Annotated in this window: 16 protein-coding genes, 1 riboswitch and 2 other annotated features; of the genes, 4 read left to right on the top strand and 12 right to left on the bottom strand. The window is 33.1% G+C overall.

The features are described 5' to 3' along the window. Position 1: 1 nt before the first annotated feature. The 5 genes from ACXY7N_RS00805 to ACXY7N_RS00825 all read right to left on the bottom strand — a co-directional run bounded on the left by ACXY7N_RS00805 (position 2) and on the right by ACXY7N_RS00825 (position 6,368). The gene (locus tag ACXY7N_RS00805) at positions 2-868 is read right to left on the bottom strand and encodes an ABC transporter permease subunit (protein ID WP_098485711.1); all 867 of its coding nucleotides are present in this window, start codon (positions 866-868) and stop codon (positions 2-4) included. A gap of 54 nt (positions 869-922) precedes the next feature. Next, the gene (locus ACXY7N_RS00810) at positions 923-2,185 is read right to left on the bottom strand and encodes an MFS transporter (RefSeq protein WP_016134446.1); all 1,263 of its coding nucleotides are present in this window, start codon (positions 2,183-2,185) and stop codon (positions 923-925) included. Positions 2,186-2,404: 219 nt separating this feature from the next. Beyond that, on the bottom strand, positions 2,405-3,436 hold the full coding sequence (locus tag ACXY7N_RS00815; protein ID WP_016134445.1) for an alpha/beta fold hydrolase: 1,032 nt from the start codon (positions 3,434-3,436) through the stop codon (positions 2,405-2,407). A gap of 269 nt (positions 3,437-3,705) precedes the next feature. Next, a complete protein-coding gene (locus ACXY7N_RS00820; RefSeq protein ID WP_016087947.1) occupies positions 3,706-5,589 on the bottom strand; it encodes an FtsX-like permease family protein in 1,884 nt (627 codons plus the stop codon). 11 nt (positions 5,590-5,600) lie between these two features. Next, positions 5,601-6,368, bottom strand: a complete 768-nt coding sequence (locus ACXY7N_RS00825) for an ABC transporter ATP-binding protein (protein ID WP_016134444.1) — start codon at positions 6,366-6,368, stop codon at positions 5,601-5,603. 390 nt (positions 6,369-6,758) lie between these two features. Here ACXY7N_RS00825 and ACXY7N_RS00830 point away from each other — a divergent pair, with 390 nt between their 5' ends. Beyond that, on the top strand, positions 6,759-7,241 hold the full coding sequence (locus ACXY7N_RS00830) for a DUF2975 domain-containing protein (RefSeq protein ID WP_016087948.1): 483 nt from the start codon (positions 6,759-6,761) through the stop codon (positions 7,239-7,241). 125 nt (positions 7,242-7,366) lie between these two features. On the opposite strand, the gene thrS is transcribed toward ACXY7N_RS00830, so the two are convergent. The 4 genes from thrS to ACXY7N_RS00850 form a co-directional block, all read right to left on the bottom strand. Then, positions 7,367-9,286 (bottom strand): threonine--tRNA ligase, encoded by a 1,920-nt coding sequence (gene thrS / locus ACXY7N_RS00835; protein ID WP_353811345.1) that lies wholly within the window; start codon positions 9,284-9,286, stop codon positions 7,367-7,369. Positions 9,287-9,330: 44 nt separating this feature from the next. Beyond that, positions 9,331-9,553 (bottom strand) — a binding site (T-box leader). 35 nt (positions 9,554-9,588) lie between these two features. Then, positions 9,589-9,810 (bottom strand) — a binding site (T-box leader). A gap of 122 nt (positions 9,811-9,932) precedes the next feature. Beyond that, positions 9,933-10,640: a pseudouridine synthase gene (locus tag ACXY7N_RS00840; protein ID WP_016087950.1), complete on the bottom strand. Its 708-nt coding sequence runs from the start codon at positions 10,638-10,640 to the stop codon at positions 9,933-9,935. A gap of 183 nt (positions 10,641-10,823) precedes the next feature. Further along, complete coding sequence (locus ACXY7N_RS00845) at positions 10,824-11,444, bottom strand: YdbC family protein (protein ID WP_016087951.1); 621 nt, start codon at positions 11,442-11,444, stop codon at positions 10,824-10,826. 202 nt (positions 11,445-11,646) lie between these two features. Further along, a complete protein-coding gene (locus tag ACXY7N_RS00850) occupies positions 11,647-12,009 on the bottom strand; it encodes a hypothetical protein (RefSeq protein ID WP_088084214.1) in 363 nt (120 codons plus the stop codon). Positions 12,010-12,141: 132 nt separating this feature from the next. Here ACXY7N_RS00850 and ACXY7N_RS00855 point away from each other — a divergent pair, with 132 nt between their 5' ends. Both ACXY7N_RS00855 and ACXY7N_RS00860 read left to right on the top strand, forming a co-directional pair. Beyond that, complete coding sequence (locus tag ACXY7N_RS00855; RefSeq protein ID WP_016134440.1) at positions 12,142-12,717, top strand: hypothetical protein; 576 nt, start codon at positions 12,142-12,144, stop codon at positions 12,715-12,717. Between the two features lie 218 nt (positions 12,718-12,935). After that, positions 12,936-13,057: riboswitch (glycine riboswitch) on the top strand. Between the two features lie 108 nt (positions 13,058-13,165). After that, positions 13,166-14,533 carry an alanine/glycine:cation symporter family protein gene (locus tag ACXY7N_RS00860; RefSeq protein WP_016087954.1) on the top strand — a complete coding sequence of 456 codons (1,368 nt, stop codon included), beginning with the start codon at positions 13,166-13,168 and terminating at the stop codon, positions 14,531-14,533. A 50-nt stretch (positions 14,534-14,583) separates the two neighbouring features. On the opposite strand, the gene ACXY7N_RS00865 is transcribed toward ACXY7N_RS00860, so the two are convergent. Then, positions 14,584-15,114 carry a DinB family protein gene (locus ACXY7N_RS00865; protein ID WP_016087955.1) on the bottom strand — a complete coding sequence of 177 codons (531 nt, stop codon included), beginning with the start codon at positions 15,112-15,114 and terminating at the stop codon, positions 14,584-14,586. Positions 15,115-15,128: 14 nt separating this feature from the next. After that, positions 15,129-15,896, bottom strand: a complete 768-nt coding sequence (locus ACXY7N_RS00870) for a DUF3891 family protein (RefSeq protein ID WP_016134438.1) — start codon at positions 15,894-15,896, stop codon at positions 15,129-15,131. Between the two features lie 205 nt (positions 15,897-16,101). Between ACXY7N_RS00870 and ACXY7N_RS00875 the strand changes: the two genes are divergently transcribed. Continuing rightward, the gene (locus ACXY7N_RS00875; RefSeq protein WP_001043907.1) at positions 16,102-16,374 is read left to right on the top strand and encodes an HU family DNA-binding protein; all 273 of its coding nucleotides are present in this window, start codon (positions 16,102-16,104) and stop codon (positions 16,372-16,374) included. 37 nt (positions 16,375-16,411) lie between these two features. Here the strand turns inward: ACXY7N_RS00875 and ACXY7N_RS00880 are convergent, their stop codons facing one another. Further along, on the bottom strand, positions 16,412-16,954 hold the full coding sequence (locus ACXY7N_RS00880) for a chorismate pyruvate-lyase family protein (RefSeq protein ID WP_016134437.1): 543 nt from the start codon (positions 16,952-16,954) through the stop codon (positions 16,412-16,414). Positions 16,955-16,984: the final 30 nt, after the last annotated feature.

The raw sequence follows: 16,984 nt of genomic DNA on the forward strand, positions 1-16,984 counted from the left end.
ATCACGCACGCTCCTTTATAACATTTTTTAAAAGCGTATGTAATATACGAAATAGTATAAAAAGCGGTACGTATAATATAATTAAACTCACCGTAAATATTTCTAATTTCGAATTTTCTTTTACAAAAACAAACATTCCATATGTATTGAAAATCCATTCGATAATATATAAATTTGAAAGCATAAATAAAATATTTGTTTTCGCATAATAAATTGTCGTCAATAAAACATTTCTTGAAATATGATGTGTCAAAATATGCCGTAAGCTTAGTCCTTTACTCTTGGCAAATAAACTATAATCTTTCTCTAATTCTTCTTTAAACCGTAACAACAAAAGTTTAATAAACAATAATGTAGTTGGTATTGTAAGACATATAATTGGTAACAAACGTATCCTTTCTTCCCCTAATCCAGCCAGTTTGACTGGCATAAATCCTGTTTTTTGAAACATAATTACGACAAGAAGCTGTGATAATAAAATAAGTAATATATCCGGTATACTCTCAAGCGTAAGAAAAATCCCGTTCCACATTTTCTGTTTCATATGAGAACGCTGCAATACCCAAACGACAAGTATATACGCTATAAACAAAGAAAGTAAAAATGCTGATAGAAATACAATCATTGTTTCAAAATAATGAATCCATATTTGCGGAAATAGTTTTCTTGAGTCTCGAAATCCATATGTAATTTCACCCGGTTGCAGTAACTTTTCTCCAAGTAATACAATCGTGTTCCAAAAACCAATTGAATCTATTTGCAATCCCTTAAATAAACGTGGCAGCGCACCTAGACAGATTATACATAGAATTGCAGCTACTAGTTGTAAACAAGTAACCCCACACCATTTAGCAATTCGCATCAACATAACGATTTCCCCTTACCATACGATAGAATATTCAGAAACCAAAAACCACATATATTACATCTCTTCAGCTATACCTTGCACGCGTTTCTTCCCACTAGGTAAAATGGCTTGATATAAACACGTAACAAAAAATAATAAACCAAATAAAATAATAAACAACGTATCTGCACTAATCCATTTCGGGAACAACATCGCTATCGCACCGAGAGATAACAGCTGGAATCCTGTCGTTAATGGACTAAGTAAACTTTGAACACGTCCCATGAATGATTCTTCTACAATTTCATACATCCAGCCCATAATTGCAACATTAATAAACGGTAAAAAGAAAGTCGCAAAAGCGATACATACATAAAAAGACCATACGTGGTTTACAAAGTAACACATACCGAAAAAGACCCCTGAGCCTGCCATACCAAAGACAATAATAGGCTTGGGTGCATATTTCTTACCTATACTTGTTGCTACTATACTTCCAATTAGTAATGAAATCCCTCCAACTACACCACCCACCATCGCTAGACTTTCATACGTTGCTGGTGCTAATTTGTATTTTAATATGTAAGTAGTAGATACACTTAAAATACCATTTAATAAACCAAATACGATAAATCCTAAAAGTAATTTTTTTAAAGTTTCATTTTGGTATATATACTTGATCCCTCCTTGAAACTCTGTTATTAACATCTTCAAATTAACTTCCTTCCATTTTATTCTACCATTTGGCAAACGCACTTTTTCTGGAATGGAGATCGTTTGAATCAAAACACCACTCATAATAAAAGTGAGCGTATTTACTAAAATACTCCCGTATATTCCAAAAGTCCAGTACACCATCGTTGCAATTCCTACACCAAACAAAGCATACAAACTATTTACCATTTGATTCACACCTGCTGCTGCACCGTATTGGTCGGATTCAACTACTCCCTGTATCATCGACTGTTCTGATGGGGAGAAAAATTGTATACATGCATTTTCCAAAAATAAAAATATAAAGACGAGTATAATCATCCCGTAATAAAGCGAAATTAGGATGCCGATATTACATAGCGAACAACATATGTTACTTACCGTACAAATACGTTGTCTATCAAAACGATCCACTACTGTCCCTACTAATAGAAAAAAGATTAATGCAGGTAATGCCATCATAATTTGTGTCATCGTTGCGTAAACTGGTTGTTTTCCGTATTGATCTAACAAGTAAAACATTAAAGAAATTCCAGCAATCATAGAACCAAGTCGCTCTAAAATATTTGCTAGAAAAAAACGCGCATACACTTTGTTGCGAAATAACTGTAGCATTTCTTTCATACTTCATACCCTTTCTATCGACAAGATTTTATTGTTTCAGTCATTTATTGGAAGTTATATTATCTTTTTCGACCATTATTCAATCTTTTCCTTCTGTATAGAGAACATTCAAAAAAAGACTCTTGTTTTTATACAAGAGTCTTTTTTATTTAACTTCGCTTCATATAATGATATATCTCGCTAACTTTTTTAATTCTCTATAGTTCGGATACACTTTATTTATTTTACGAATGTATCGGACATCCACTCATAAAATTTTTCTTTCTCTTCAAATTGTGGATAATGGGCTGATTTCTCAAAAGTAATAAATCCTTTTTGATCTGCTTCAATCGTATCAAAATATGTTTTTGCTGCATGAAATGAAGTGTTATAGTCATATTTCCCCATGAGAAAATAAAACGGTAGCTTCAGCTTAGTTACTTTAGTAGGCAATGGATTTTTCAAATCTTTTTCCAATAATACAGTTTGAGAATGTGATAATCCAACGTTATAACGAATTACGTCTAACAAGTTATATTCATTACTGAATAACATCCCGATATTATCACCATCTGGATTTTCAATGAGCCTTGATGTTCCACCGTATTTCGCAACATAATTTCGCGGAGTGTATGTATCGCCATTTTTAATTTTTTCAGTCAACCCTTTTAAATATGCAACTTCATCTTCATTCCCTGCATTTTTTGCTTGGTCAATTACAAAATGTAAACTATCCATTTCACTTTCTACTGTATCACTCATCTGCCCTATGCCAACATATGCTTCGTATTTTTCAGGGGCTTTATTGGCAGCTTGCATTCCGATATATGTACCGTAAGAATGACCAATTAATATTACCTTTTCTTTGCCGAGACGTTTTGAAACATAATCTGTCATTGCTAATAAATCCTCTACTAGTAGGTCTGATGAAAGGTTCGAATAATCTTCAAAGAAATGATACGATTTCCCACTTGCTCTTTGATCGTAATTAACAACTGTGAATTTCTCCTCCAATACGACTTGGTATTTTTGAGCATATGGTATTTCTGAAGTACCTGGTCCACCATGTACAAAAATAATGACCGGATTGTTCTTATCTTGGCCGCGTATCATTATTTCATGACTACTTCCATTAACCTCTACCTGTTCTAACGTACTTATACTGTTTTTCCCTTTTATTTGCGAGGTCCATGTAGGAAATACTAGTGCTACAATTAATAATAGTGTAGTGATGGCTCCAATAAATTTTATTAATTTTTTCACCTTCTTCATAAGTCGTTTCCTTTCTTTTAAATTTATAAAAATATCAATTTAGTTCTGTAAAACTACCTGAAAATAATATGAATATATAACAATTGCTCTCTCTAATTTCATCTTAACCTTTTGTACATTCTTAATATCCCATACACTTCTTAACTTTCCACTACATAACCCCTTAATATTCCCTTAATTTTCAATACATTAATAATAGGAAGGTTTTGTCACAATGTATTACAAATAAAAAGAGTCCTTGTTTTCTAAACAAGGACTCTTCTCTTAAACTATTTCGCTACTTCTTCTTTCGGCATTACCATACCTTTATAAAGTTGGACTGTTATCCAGTAATAGATGAAATAAATGACTAAGAAAATCCCAATCGGCACCCACACTTTTACAAACGGGTCAACTAATATAAAGCTGAATAAGTTTAGCCCTACTAACACGTGGGAAATTCCAATAATCGCTGGGAAGATAAATAAATATGAAATTTCTTTATATATACTTTTGGTTAACATACTACGTCTCACACCGATTTTTCGTAACATTTCATAACGGCGTACATCACGAGAAGCACCCGTTAATATTTTGAACATAAGCGAACTTGCCATCATTGCTAAAAAGGCAATTCCGAGGAAGAATCCCATAAACATTGTTCCACTCATGAAACTGTTCATAAACTGATAAATTGTCATTTTCGTAAATAAGTCTACTTTTGTACCTGTTGTTTTTTCAATTAATTCTTTTTGTCTCTTATCTATATCGAGCAACAATGGTTTATATTTTTTCATATCGTCTACTTTTGCTAATGTTACACTATGCTCTGTTCCTTGAATTCCTTTATAATGCTCTTCGTCTGCAATTCTTACAGGTTTTCCGTTAAATTGATTATGTGTAATTTGTATTTCTCTTACAACTGCATCTTCCCAATCTTTTGGCATGCGAGGAAGCTTATTCGCTGCTTCGGGAGCTTCCAAAGCAGAATAGACAGGTTCAGTTAAAGGTTCAGCCACACGTTTACGAACAGGCTCTTTTAAAGTTTTTGTATCAAAGTGATCGGAAACAAGTGGTGGTTTCGCAGTTAAGTCATTACGTAAGTAATACACCGCTTCTCCGTCTACTTTATACTTGTACTTGCTTTCTTCAACAATTTCCATTTCTTTTAAGGCCGCTTTGTCTTGTTCATTTGGATCATGAATTACGACATCATATACTCGTGAGAAGTCTGTCATAATACCTACATTTTTTTGGAACGCCATCCCTGCAGTCATGGCACCTGCTCCTAATGCAATTAACATTGCTACAGTACCTAATACTCTCGATAAACTATTTACTCGAAAGCGTAACTGTGCATATGTAAAACTATTTAAGCCCGTTTCATTTCGTTTTTTATTCCCTTTAATTTTCATCACAAAAAATGGGAGCAACGAACTAAAGATAAAATATGTTCCAAGTGTTGTAACGATTGTCGCTATTATAAAACCGATTTCAGCAAACATTTTTATATTTACCATAAAATAGTATCCTGTACTTACTAGTAATACACCAAGTACAGTCATTATAATAATACGAGTTTTACTTTTCTTCACTTCATCTAGTGTTTCATCTTCACGAATTAACTCTAGTTCTGTTTTACGTAATAACCGAACACTATTCATTAATCCGGTAATAAAAAATAGTATTAAAAAGAAAATAGCTGTAACTAAGATTGCTGGTGTATATACAGATGAGTAACTACCTTTCGCTGAAATCTCCATTCCATTCATTAAAAAGTTTCCTGCTACACTTGCTAGTAACATCCCTACTAAAATCCCGATAATAATACTGACAATACCCATACCGAATGTTTCAATAAATAATAACTGTGCTACTTTTTTCTTTTTCGCTCCGAGCATCATGTACATACCGAGTTCTTTTCTTCTTAATGTGAGTAAGAAAGAATTAGCATATATAATATAAAATACAGTAATGAAAGATAATAGTATGGCACCTACCCAGAATACGAGTCTAATACTACTAATAAGACTATTATCCTTTGTAAATTCACTATTCATTGCCATCGTTTGGAACATGTAGAAGATACTAATACTAATAACGAGACCAATAAGTAAAACCATATAATCTTTTAACATCTTTTTCATACTATGACGTGATAATTTAAATAACATAGTCTCGCCCCCTACTTAGACTCAGCAGCTGAGCCCATATGAGCGAGCACACCTAAAATGTCTTGATAGAAACTTTCTCGCGTTCCTTGACGCTTTAATTCTTTATATAGAAGACCATCTTGAATGAATAAAATACGCTCACAGTAACTCGCACTAAATGCATCATGTGTAACCATCAAAATACTTACATTGTGATTTTCATGTAAATCTTGCATCGCTTCTAATAAGCTTTTTGCATTTTTACTATCCAGCGCTCCTGTCGGTTCATCTGCTAATACGATTGCTGGATTATGTACTAAAGCTCGTGCTGCCGCTGTTCTTTGTTTTTGCCCACCAGAAACAGCAGTTGGATATTTTGTTAAAATTTCAGTAATCCCTAATTTCTTCGCGACCTCATTTACCTTTCCCGTAATCTCACTTGAAGGTACGCCTTGCAGAGAAAGTGGTAAAGCAATATTTTCATAAATTGATAAGTTTTCAAGTAAGTTAAAATCTTGAAAAATGAATCCTAATTTTTGAGATCGAAAATCAGATAAAGCATTCCCCTTCATAGAAGTAATATTTGTACCAGCTATTGTCACACTGCCACCTGTTGCTTGATCCAATGTACTAATCACATTCAATAAAGTCGTTTTTCCAGATCCAGAAGGACCCATAATCCCGACGAATTCCCCTTCTTTAATACTTAATGACACACCCCTTAATGCTTTTGACTGATTCTCATTTCTTTTCCCATACGTTTTTTCTACACTTTCTACAGTAACTACATTTGCTGACATCTCTTTCACTCCATCCCTTTTGTATAAAATTAATTTCTCACATATTTCTTATCTTTTTCTCATGTAAATCCTTAAGAGTTTTTAAATTTTTCAAACAAAAAGAGTTACACGGGGACCATGAACCTTTTTCCTACTTCATATTCTCATTTTTCTACAACTCGTTCCTTCGATTTCGCTTACATTTACCTTACATTTTTGTAAGGTAAATAATATTACAGACCAATTCATAAGGGGACTTTCTATATAATGAGAAAAAATTTTTATTTTTATCAAAATGAATAGGATATATAAATAACAATAATAATAAAATAAAAAACAATATAATTTTATTTTAAAACGATAAATTGTATGATAAAATCATGTTGTCATTAAATAAATGAGGTGCTTTTTATGAAACTAGTTACAACACTCTTTTTAAAGTTAGCTATTGTTTTTATAGGTATAGTAGTTCTTGCATTGTGCATATTTTTAGTGCCTAAAATCGGGAATTTTGCTGGAGAATTATATCCAGATATTGCTTTTATGAAATCTCTCGTTTTAATCGATATGTATGTAGCAACAATACCTTTTTACTTTGCTCTGTATCAAGCTTTTAAACTTTTAAGCTATATCGATAAGAACAAAGCTTTCTCGGAATTATCAGTAAAGGCTTTAAAAAATATAAAATACTGTGCCCTCACGATCGGTACCTTATATTTGCTAGGTATGCCACTTTACTATCTCATGGCAAAAAAAATTGACCCTCCAAGTTTTATACCAATTGGATTGATCATTATTTTCTCCTCTATCGTGATTGCTGTTTTTGCTGCAGTTCTCCAAAAACTCTTACAAGAAGCCATTCGTATAAAATTAGAAAATGCTTTAACAGTCTGAAGTGAAATATATGGGAATAAATGATGAAAGGATAGCGATTAAGCTATCCTTTCATCATTTATTATGGTTCTTTCATTACTTTAAATTCAGTAATACATGTTAAAGGTGTGTTTTATTATTCATCTCTATTTCTTATTTTTTATTTCCTCTTTCATATTTTGCACAAACTCATCTAGTCCAATCACTTCTGACTTATCTTCACCGTATTTACGTACATTTACAGATTCGTTCTCCATTTCCTTATCCCCAATAACAAGAACATAAGGAACTTTTTGCATTTGCGCTTCTCTTATTTTATATCCTAACTTTTCATCTCGAACATCTCGTTCCACACGAACGCCAGCTTGTGCTAACTTATCTGCAACATCATCTACGTATTGTACATGAACTGCATTCGAAACTGGAATGACTTTCACTTGAACTGGTGCCACCCAGGCTGGGAACGCGCCTCCAAAGTGTTCAATTAATATAGCTAAGAAGCGGTCTAAAGATCCTAATACTGCTCGGTGAATGACAACTGGTCTTCTCTTTTCATTCTTCTCATCTATATAATTTAAATCAAACTTCTCTGGCATTTGGAAATCTAGCTGGATTGTTCCGCACTGGTGACTTCTATTTAAAGCGTCTTTTATATGGAAGTCGATTTTCGGTCCGTAAAATGCACCATCACCTTCATTTAGTCTATATTTATAATTCAATGAATGTAATACATTTTCTAGTGCCGCCTCTGCTTGCTCCCATAACTGATCATCACCCATTGAATCTTCTGGACGAGTAGAAAGCTCTACTTCATATTCGAACCCAAAAGTTTTATAAACGTAATCAATTTGCGCCATTACGGATTTAATTTCATCTTCAATTTGTTCTGGTGTTACAAATAAATGAGCATCATCTTGGCAGAAAGTACGAACTCTTAATAATCCATTTAAAGCCCCACTAAATTCATGTCGATGTACTTGACCGAATTCACACATGCGAATCGGTAATTCGCGATAAGAATGCAATTTATTTTTAAACATAAGCATATGTCCTGGGCAGTTCATCGGTTTTAATGCAAAACTCTTTTTGTCTACTTCAGAGAAATACATATTGTCTTTGTAATGCCCCCAGTGCCCTGACTTTTCCCATAATTCTTGATTCATCATAAATGGAGTACGCACTTCTTGATAATTGTACTCTTTTTGAATTCCTCTTAAAAATGCTTCTAATTCATTGCGGATAATCTGTCCTTTCGGCAAGTAAAACGGCATTCCTGGTGCCTCTTCAGAAAACATAAATAACTCTAATTCACTACCTAGCTTACGATGATTTCTTTTTGCTGCTTCCTCAACAAAATGTAAATACTCCTCTAATTCTTTTTGAGAAGAGAATGCAACACCATATATACGCTGAAGCACTTGATTGTTACTATCCCCTCGCCAATATGCACCTGAAACGTGAGTTAATTGGAATGCTTTCAAATAGCCTGTTGACGGTAAATGTGGTCCTCTACATAAATCTACAAATTCACTTTGTTTATAAAGTGTTACACTTTCCTCATTAGGAATCGCTTCTAAAAGTTCTAATTTCAAGTGATCGTTCATTTCTTGAAACAATTTTTTTGCTTCTTCTCTTGAAACCTCAACTCGTTCTATTTTTACATTTTCATTTATAATCTTTTTCATTTCTTTTTCGATTTTCGGTAAATCTTCTACGTTTACACTACTCGGAAGATCCATATCATAATAAAATCCATTTTCAATAACAGGCCCTACACCGAGGTTTACATTACCATACATTCTCTTTACAGCTTGCGCTAAAATATGTGCCGCAGAGTGTCTTGCAATTTCTACACCTTCATTTGAATCTATAGTAATGATTTCCACTTTCGCATTTTCTTCAATATTTCGGCGTAAATCATATAACTGATCATTTACCTTTCCTGCGACTGCTTTCTTTTTCAAACTATTGCTAATCGAACCTGCAATTTCTTCTAAAGTAATTCCTTTTGTAAATTCTTTAACGCTTCCATCCGGAAATTTCATTTCAATCATCTGTTCTTTCATTTTTCATCTCTCCATTTCATAATAAAAAGCACACTCATCCCTAAAATAGGGACGAGTGTGCTTATACCCGTGGTTCCACCCAGATTCCCATCGTAAACATACAATGGCTTCTTTTACGGTAACGTCGTTTACACGGCACTAGATACTTCATTTCCCTAGTGCAGCTCTAAGGTGGTAAGTTATTTTTCTGCGTTAGGAAGTTCTCAGCTTTCCTTCCTTCTCTGTATAACCGGGTAAAATAACTCGTGTCCTTTTCTTCGCTTATTATGAAATTGAATGCAAAAAAGCATATTCATCCCTAAAATAGGGACGAATATGCTTATATCCGTGGTTCCACCCAGATTCCCATCACAAAATGCAATGGCTTCTTTTGCGATAACGTCGCTTACACGGCACTAGATACTTCATTTCCCTAGTGCAGCTCTAAGGTGGTAAGTTATTTTTCTGCGTTAGGAAGTTCTCAGCTTTCCTTCCTTCTCTGTATAACCGGGTAAAATAACTCGTGTCCTTTTCTTTGCTTTTAAAAGTACATCCATTAATTGTTATTTACTATATCTTATTCATTTTATTATTGCAAGTGTTTAAAAAAGTTTTTTATTTTTAAAAAAGAAACCAAAAATAGATTTTTGGTTTCCTCTTCACAATTTTACCAATCTTGTGGTTCGTAATTTAAGTCTGAAAATAGACGTCGTTTCTCTTTTTTCGATAAATCTCTCCACTGTCCGACTGGTAAATTATTCAACTCAATATTCATAATTCTAGTACGTTTTAACGTGTATACTTGATAACCTAAAGCTTCACACATACGACGAATTTGGCGATTTAGCCCTTGTGTTAAAATAATTTTGAACTCATATTTTGATAACTGTGTGATCTCACAAGGAAGCGTTTTCGTTCCTAAAATTTTCACACCAGCTGCCATTTTCTCTAGAAAATCAGGTGTAATTGGCTTATCTACAGAAACGATATATTCTTTCTCATGTTTGTTTTCAGCACGTAAAATTTCATTAACGATATCACCATCATTCGTTAACAAAATTAAACCGTCTGAGTCTTTATCAAGACGCCCAATGTGACTAATTCGTAAAGGATGATTCACTAAATCGATAATGTTACCTTTTACAGCTTTTTCACTTGTACATGTAATACCTACTGGTTTATTTAAAGCGATATATACGTGATCTCGAGCAATACGAAGTTGCTCTCCATTTACGCGTACATCATCACCTGGATTTACTTGGTCACCAATTTTTGCAACCTTACCATTAATAATTACTCTTCTCTCATTAATTAATTTATCTGCTCCACGTCGAGACGCTTTTCCAGCTTCACTAATAAATTTATTGATACGCAAATTAGGCACATCCTTTTCAAAAAAATTCAAGCTCACACTGCTTCTACCGTACAATACAAAAGGGTAAGCCTTCTATTATAACTTAAATATATTAACATGAAAGGGTATATAACGTCTTCTATTAATTACTCGTTTATAAGAAAATATCTTTATTATACATTCATTTATGCACGTTTTGTACACTTAATATACAAGCCACTCTTCCTTACATACAGCTTGTTTACCTCTTATATCTGCTAAATCTTCATGAATATTCGCTAGTTTATACAACTTAGGGAAAATCTCATCTACATAATTTTGATGCGCCATTTCATCTTTCCAATAAGTTAAAACGATATAACGATTTTCAGTTTTTAAAGACTTCCCAATAACGCCACCTAACATCCCTTTTGCATTTTCCATTCCTTTATTCCAAATTGTTTCTTGTTTATGTAAAAAATACTTTTCTTTTTCCACCTTTACATCACATATAGCAACTCTAACGAATGATCCTTCTGTAACAACGTCTTTCAAAGGCGTATCAGTAATATCATACAACGTTTGAAATAGTTCAATTTCACATGAAAGAAACGTATCCTCTTGATTACTATTTACATAAATGGTATCGTGAGCACCATTCATAAATGATTGATACGCACCCCTATCATTCCATAAAGTAAATACACACGCCTCATTTTCATTCCATCCACCGAATTGTCCATGAAAACCATCTAGGTGCTGTATATCACGCCATTTTTCTTGCGCACTTGAAAACAATTCCTTTTTCTCTTCTTCCACCTTACAGTAGATTGTTTTTAGTAGCATTTCTAATTCCCCCTTATGATATAATTTATCTTACTCTTACACCCTTTTGTTTACATAATATTTTTATAATCACCTAAATACTCTTTATACACATATAGAATTAATCATATTTATCCCTAAATCCATCAAACCATTTATCTGATTTTATTTCAAATAATTCAGAATACAAAAAGTTGTAATCCTTACCGAATTACAACTTTAGCTAATCTCCCTTATTCATCTTTTGCTCAAATAAATAATACGTAATTTCTCCCGGATAATGTAATACAGTTACCTTACGCTCCCCTTTTTTAAAAGTAACAGTATGCCCGTTTTCCCCTAAGTCTTCCCATCCACTTACCTTTTTAATAGGCATTACACTTATATATTTATAATCCTCTTCCTTATTATCGTTAATATGGATTGCTGACATTGGTACTGGAAAATCTTCAATTTTAGATTCTTTGTCCAGATATATGAGTACAAATAAGCCAACTAATAACATAGTCATTGAAATATTTGAAACTAGCTTTCTTCTATTCATTTTTACTAAAAACCCTCTTTTCTCACATATTACTTTCATCATTTTACTAATCTTAGTTATTTATGTATATAAAAAATATAATTAAAATTAATTACATACTATATTCTCTACCAACAATAATATTATTATTGTATATTATAATTAAAAGATATTTATTTTTGGAGGTATTACCCATTGAAAAAATTATTTTTTAATAAATGGACAATAGTTATTTCTATTTTTATTATTACCAGTACGATTTTCTACACAACTAAAGATAAAAATAATAACGAAAAAACTATCGCAGAAACAATTGATACAAAAACTTTTAAATCTAAATTACAACCAAAAATTGATGAATTAACTACAAATTATAATGAAATCATCGAAAAAAATTGGTTGCCTGCCTGGGAAGAGATTAACACGAACGGAGATTCAGTAGACAGAGATAAACTATTAGTTACAATGACTGCTGTTTCCAAGCAATATGAAAAAATTATACATGAAATAGATACTTTGAAAATTAATGAAAATATATCGGAAGTACAAATACAAGAACAACTAGTTTATTTCACAACAGAATTTAAGACTGCTTCTACATTTATGAAAAACGCAGCAGATTTAATTATAGACAGCGCAAATAACTCAACTCCATCCAATGAAACAATTGAAAATACTAAACATGTTTTAGGACTTGCAGATCAACACATTGTTCTCGCTTTATCTACTTTAAATGAAGTTGAAGATAAATTAGGACTTTCGAAAAAATAGAATTCTTTACTATTTTAAAATAAAAAATGATTGCATTTCACTAAATGTATATCTATAATGTTTTTATTGATTCTATACGCAATCAATGCGTATAAGTTATTAATTTTATAATTCGGATGAACCATTCAGGAGAAGATCTATTGATCTACCGACGGGGCAAAAAGTTGCTGAATCAACTTTGAAACTCTCAGGTCTTGGTTACAAGTAGAACTGCATGGGGACGAATCTCTGGAGAGACTCCCTCTCGCTTTCATATAGCGCGGAGGAAAACGAGCGCCGAAGGAGCAAATCCGCTATTTTAGCGGATAATCTCTCAGGTAAAAAGGACAGAGACAAGCGAAAGAAAATGCCGATTTGTATCGGTTTATTTTTCTATCCCTTGTTTCTCCAGAGACCATTTCATTTACTTGAAGTGGTTTTTATTTTTTCTAAATAAAGGAGAATACAGATGGAGACAGTAAGTAAAGTATTAGAACAAATCAATCACTATGTGTGGGGATTACCAACGTTGTTGTTACTCGTTGGTACTGGTATCATTCTCACAGTGCGTTTAAAAGGTTTACAGTTTAGTAAACTATTATACGCTCACAAACTAGCTTTTAAAAAATCAGAAGATACATCTTCCTCTGGAGATATTAGCCACTTCCAAGCACTTATGACAGCTATGGCGGCAACGATTGGTATGGGAAATATAGCTGGTGTTGCAACTGCTGTGACAATCGGTGGACCCGGTGCGATCTTTTGGATGTGGATTACTGCGTTGTTCGGGATGGCAACAAAGTATGCCGAAGCAATTCTTGCAGTGAAATACCGTGTTAGCAATGAAAATGGTGAATATTCAGGTGGACCAATGTACTATTTAGAACGTGGTTTAGGTAAGAAATGGCTTGCTGTTTTGTTTGCTATATTCGGTACAACCGCTTCTTTCGGTATCGGTAATATGGTGCAATCTAACTCAGTTGCAGAGGCAATGCGAATTAATTTCTCTTTCCCCCCTGCTTTAACTGGTATAGTAATGTCGTTTTTAATCGCCATTGTTATTTTAGGCGGTGTTAAAAAAATCGGGAAAGTGACAGGATATATCGTTCCTATTAAAGCTTTCTTTTATATCATTGCTGGTCTTATTATTATTTTCTATCACTACGATCAAATTCCAGAAGCATTTTCACTTATTTTTTCTGGTGCATTTAATGGTACTGCAGCTGCTGGTGGTTTTATCGGTGCAACAGTTGCATCAGCTATTCAAATTGGAATGGCGCGCGGTGTATTTGCGAACGAAGCTGGTTTAGGGAGTGCACCAATTGCCGCGGCGGCTGCAAAAACAGATTCACCTGCAAAGCAAGCTTTAGTTTCAATGACTGGTACTTTTCTAGATACGTTTATTGTATGTACCATTACAGGACTAGTATTAATTACTACAGGTGCATGGAAATCTGGTAAAACTGGCGTTGAAGCTACCACACTTGCGTTCCAATCTGTATTCGGTACTGCAGGTAGTATGATTCTCGGTATCGCGATTATATTATTCGCCTACTCTACTATTTTAGGGTGGTCGTATTACGGAGAGAAATGCGTGGCTTATTTATTTGGAGAAAGTGCTGTTAAATATTATAAAGCAATCTTTATCGTCATGATTGCTATTGGTGCGAATTTAAAATTAGGCATCGTATGGACATTCGCTGATATTGCAAATGGACTTATGGCGATTCCAAACTTAATTGGTCTAATTGGATTAAGCGGTATTGTTGTTGCTGAAACGAATCGCTTTTTACAAGCAGAGAAATTGAAAGAAAGTCATAAAAAACAGGCAAGTTAATCACTTTAAAAAGGAATGGCTCATTTAAAATAAGCCATTCTTTTTTTTCTCTATTTCAATTCCTTTCCCTTCTGAACCATATGTAAATACAGTACAAAATCCATCATAGTCGACGAATGACCAAGTTGACGAATCATTGCTGTTATATTTCCTCTATGATATGTACCATGATTTACGACGTGTTGCACTAATTCTAAAATTGAAGTATCTAGTGTCCCTGCATATGGATTCTTGATAACAAATACAGCATTCACGTCTTGTATTGTAATTAAAAAGTCTCTATATTGATTTGCCATGTTTTCAAACATTTTTTCTAATTCATGTAACGATTTAGTTTCGATTTGTTTTCGTAAATTTTCTCGGTCTTGTATTGCTTCATTCATACTTTTACCATGTAATATGTGTAGCCACACTTGATCTGTAATATAAATATGCGCAAAAGTATCCTTAATTGATGGAAATACACTCTGTATCTGTTCATTAAAAATAGTCTCATAGTTTGGTAATTCTTTTAGTCGATTGAATAAACGTATATTAGCCCAAGCATGATAATCCACCTGTTTTAACATGTACTCTTTCAATCGAAATCGCCTCCTTATTGTATGAAACGTATGGCTTGTTTCTTCATTTCCGATTCTCTATCAGCTTTTGCAATTCCTTTTTCTTCAATTTCACGTTTATTTATAGTTTTATACTTTACATAAGTAAAGAATTCTTTTCTAAATGGAAACGGTGTAATCCGAATTGTTTCCTCGTCCACCCATTCAGCTTGAATAGGTTTCTCCTCCTTACTATTAAACATTTCTGTTCCCTCAAAACCATCTTTAAACAAATCAATTTCATCTTTCTTTTCTACACCTGGTTTATTCATACAGACATATAAAGAAAGTTCATCGCAAAACTTTAATAATCTATAATGTTTATCGAACATCGTAAATTGTTCTTTTGTTAGCGTTGTCAATATTCTTTTTTGTCTTTCCAATTCCCCTGTATAAAATGACATCATCTCTTCATCTTCCTCATTTAATGGAAATGATAAAAAATGCTTACTACAAAGTAATGCTCCGTATGGATTTGAATCTTCAATTTCATTCAAACCAATCGTATAAAAGACAAAGCGTAATGAACTTGGACAATCCATAAATGTATATGGGACATTTTTAGCATCATTCAAAATTGGTACTTTATCAAGTTCTATCCAGCCTCTATCATGCTCATATATTGCATCAATTGTCTCTTTTAAGTATGTGTTATCTTCAAAAAAATCTTCTTTTATATGCTTCGAAATCTCTCCAGCTAAAAAACCATGATCATGTTGACGAATTAATATACTTTCTTTCTCATCCTTTTCACGAAAAATCATCCGTATACTCCCCCTCATCCTCATATTACAGCGTTTTCTATGCATCAATTCTTAATTAATCCCTAATTATTAGCAGGGATTCAGTTTCCTGCAACGAAATTAACATAACTATATAGCATTCTTTCTAACAATATAAATAGTTTTATCTTTACTATCCATTATACTAAATCATTCATTCCAAAAAAATTTTTTATGAGGTGAAAACATGAACAAAACAGAATTAATTAAAAATGTCGCACAATCAGCTGATATTTCTCAAAAAGATGCTTCTGCGGCTGTACAATCCGTTTTTGACACAATTGCTACTGCATTACAATCTGGCGATAAAGTTCAATTAATCGGATTTGGAACTTTTGAAGTGCGCGAAAGATCTGCTCGTACAGGGCGTAATCCCCAAACTGGCGAAGAAATCCAAATCGCTGCTGGTAAAGTTCCTGCATTTAAAGCAGGTAAAGAGTTAAAAGAAGCTGTGAAATAAACAAGAAACCAGCCATTTTAAAGGCTGGTTTCTTGTTTTAATTTAGTAATTCCTTTATATTCTCTGCATGATACACTTCACAAATATAAAATATACATTTGCAGTTACTTACAATTTGATATTTTCTTGTTGGATACACATTCGCCGAAACAGAGCATCCATCAAATAATTCAATAATATTTCCAGAAGGCTGATACCCTTCGTATAATACGTTTCTTCTTACTTCCATCTTTTCTATAAGTGTTTCAACTGGAATGTTTCCATTCTCTAATTCACTCTTAATTGTATTGGGTAAAAACGAAGTGTCCGCAAAAATTAGATTTTCAGATAACACTTTTCCTTTATAACTAACATGCGATACACGGTAAAGAAATGTTCCGTTTTTATCAAAGAAATTCTTTGCTTCTTTCGGGATGTACTGTCTATCAAGTACCTCTTGTTCGAGAACATCAAACTGAACTGTATCATTTAAAAGCTTTTCTAAAGCATGAATAGATGATGTATCTCCAGAAAATAAAATATTTTTAATTGCTTGTACATTATAAGTGAATTCATTTGTTCTATTTTCCGCCACTAACATGAGGAACACCTCTTCTATAAGATATTTTAT

Source organism: Bacillus sp. 5w2, assembly GCF_054353775.1.

Coding starts and splice junctions, on each gene's coding strand:
- ACXY7N_RS00875 (WP_001043907.1), top strand. CDS start 16,102: ATGAACAAAACAGAATTAATTAAAAATGTCGCACAATCAGCTGATATT.
- ACXY7N_RS00820 (WP_016087947.1), bottom strand. CDS start 5,589: ATGTTATTTAAATTATCACGTCATAGTATGAAAAAGATGTTAAAAGAT.
- ACXY7N_RS00845 (WP_016087951.1), bottom strand. CDS start 11,444: ATGCTACTAAAAACAATCTACTGTAAGGTGGAAGAAGAGAAAAAGGAA.
- ACXY7N_RS00880 (WP_016134437.1), bottom strand. CDS start 16,954: ATGTTAGTGGCGGAAAATAGAACAAATGAATTCACTTATAATGTACAA.
- ACXY7N_RS00860 (WP_016087954.1), top strand. CDS start 13,166: ATGGAGACAGTAAGTAAAGTATTAGAACAAATCAATCACTATGTGTGG.
- thrS (WP_353811345.1), bottom strand. CDS start 9,286: ATGAAAGAACAGATGATTGAAATGAAATTTCCGGATGGAAGCGTTAAA.
- ACXY7N_RS00810 (WP_016134446.1), bottom strand. CDS start 2,185: ATGAAAGAAATGCTACAGTTATTTCGCAACAAAGTGTATGCGCGTTTT.
- ACXY7N_RS00830 (WP_016087948.1), top strand. CDS start 6,759: ATGAAACTAGTTACAACACTCTTTTTAAAGTTAGCTATTGTTTTTATA.
- ACXY7N_RS00825 (WP_016134444.1), bottom strand. CDS start 6,368: ATGTCAGCAAATGTAGTTACTGTAGAAAGTGTAGAAAAAACGTATGGG.
- ACXY7N_RS00870 (WP_016134438.1), bottom strand. CDS start 15,896: ATGATTTTTCGTGAAAAGGATGAGAAAGAAAGTATATTAATTCGTCAA.
- ACXY7N_RS00805 (WP_098485711.1), bottom strand. CDS start 868: ATGTTGATGCGAATTGCTAAATGGTGTGGGGTTACTTGTTTACAACTA.
- ACXY7N_RS00815 (WP_016134445.1), bottom strand. CDS start 3,436: ATGAAGAAGGTGAAAAAATTAATAAAATTTATTGGAGCCATCACTACA.
- ACXY7N_RS00850 (WP_088084214.1), bottom strand. CDS start 12,009: ATGATGAAAGTAATATGTGAGAAAAGAGGGTTTTTAGTAAAAATGAAT.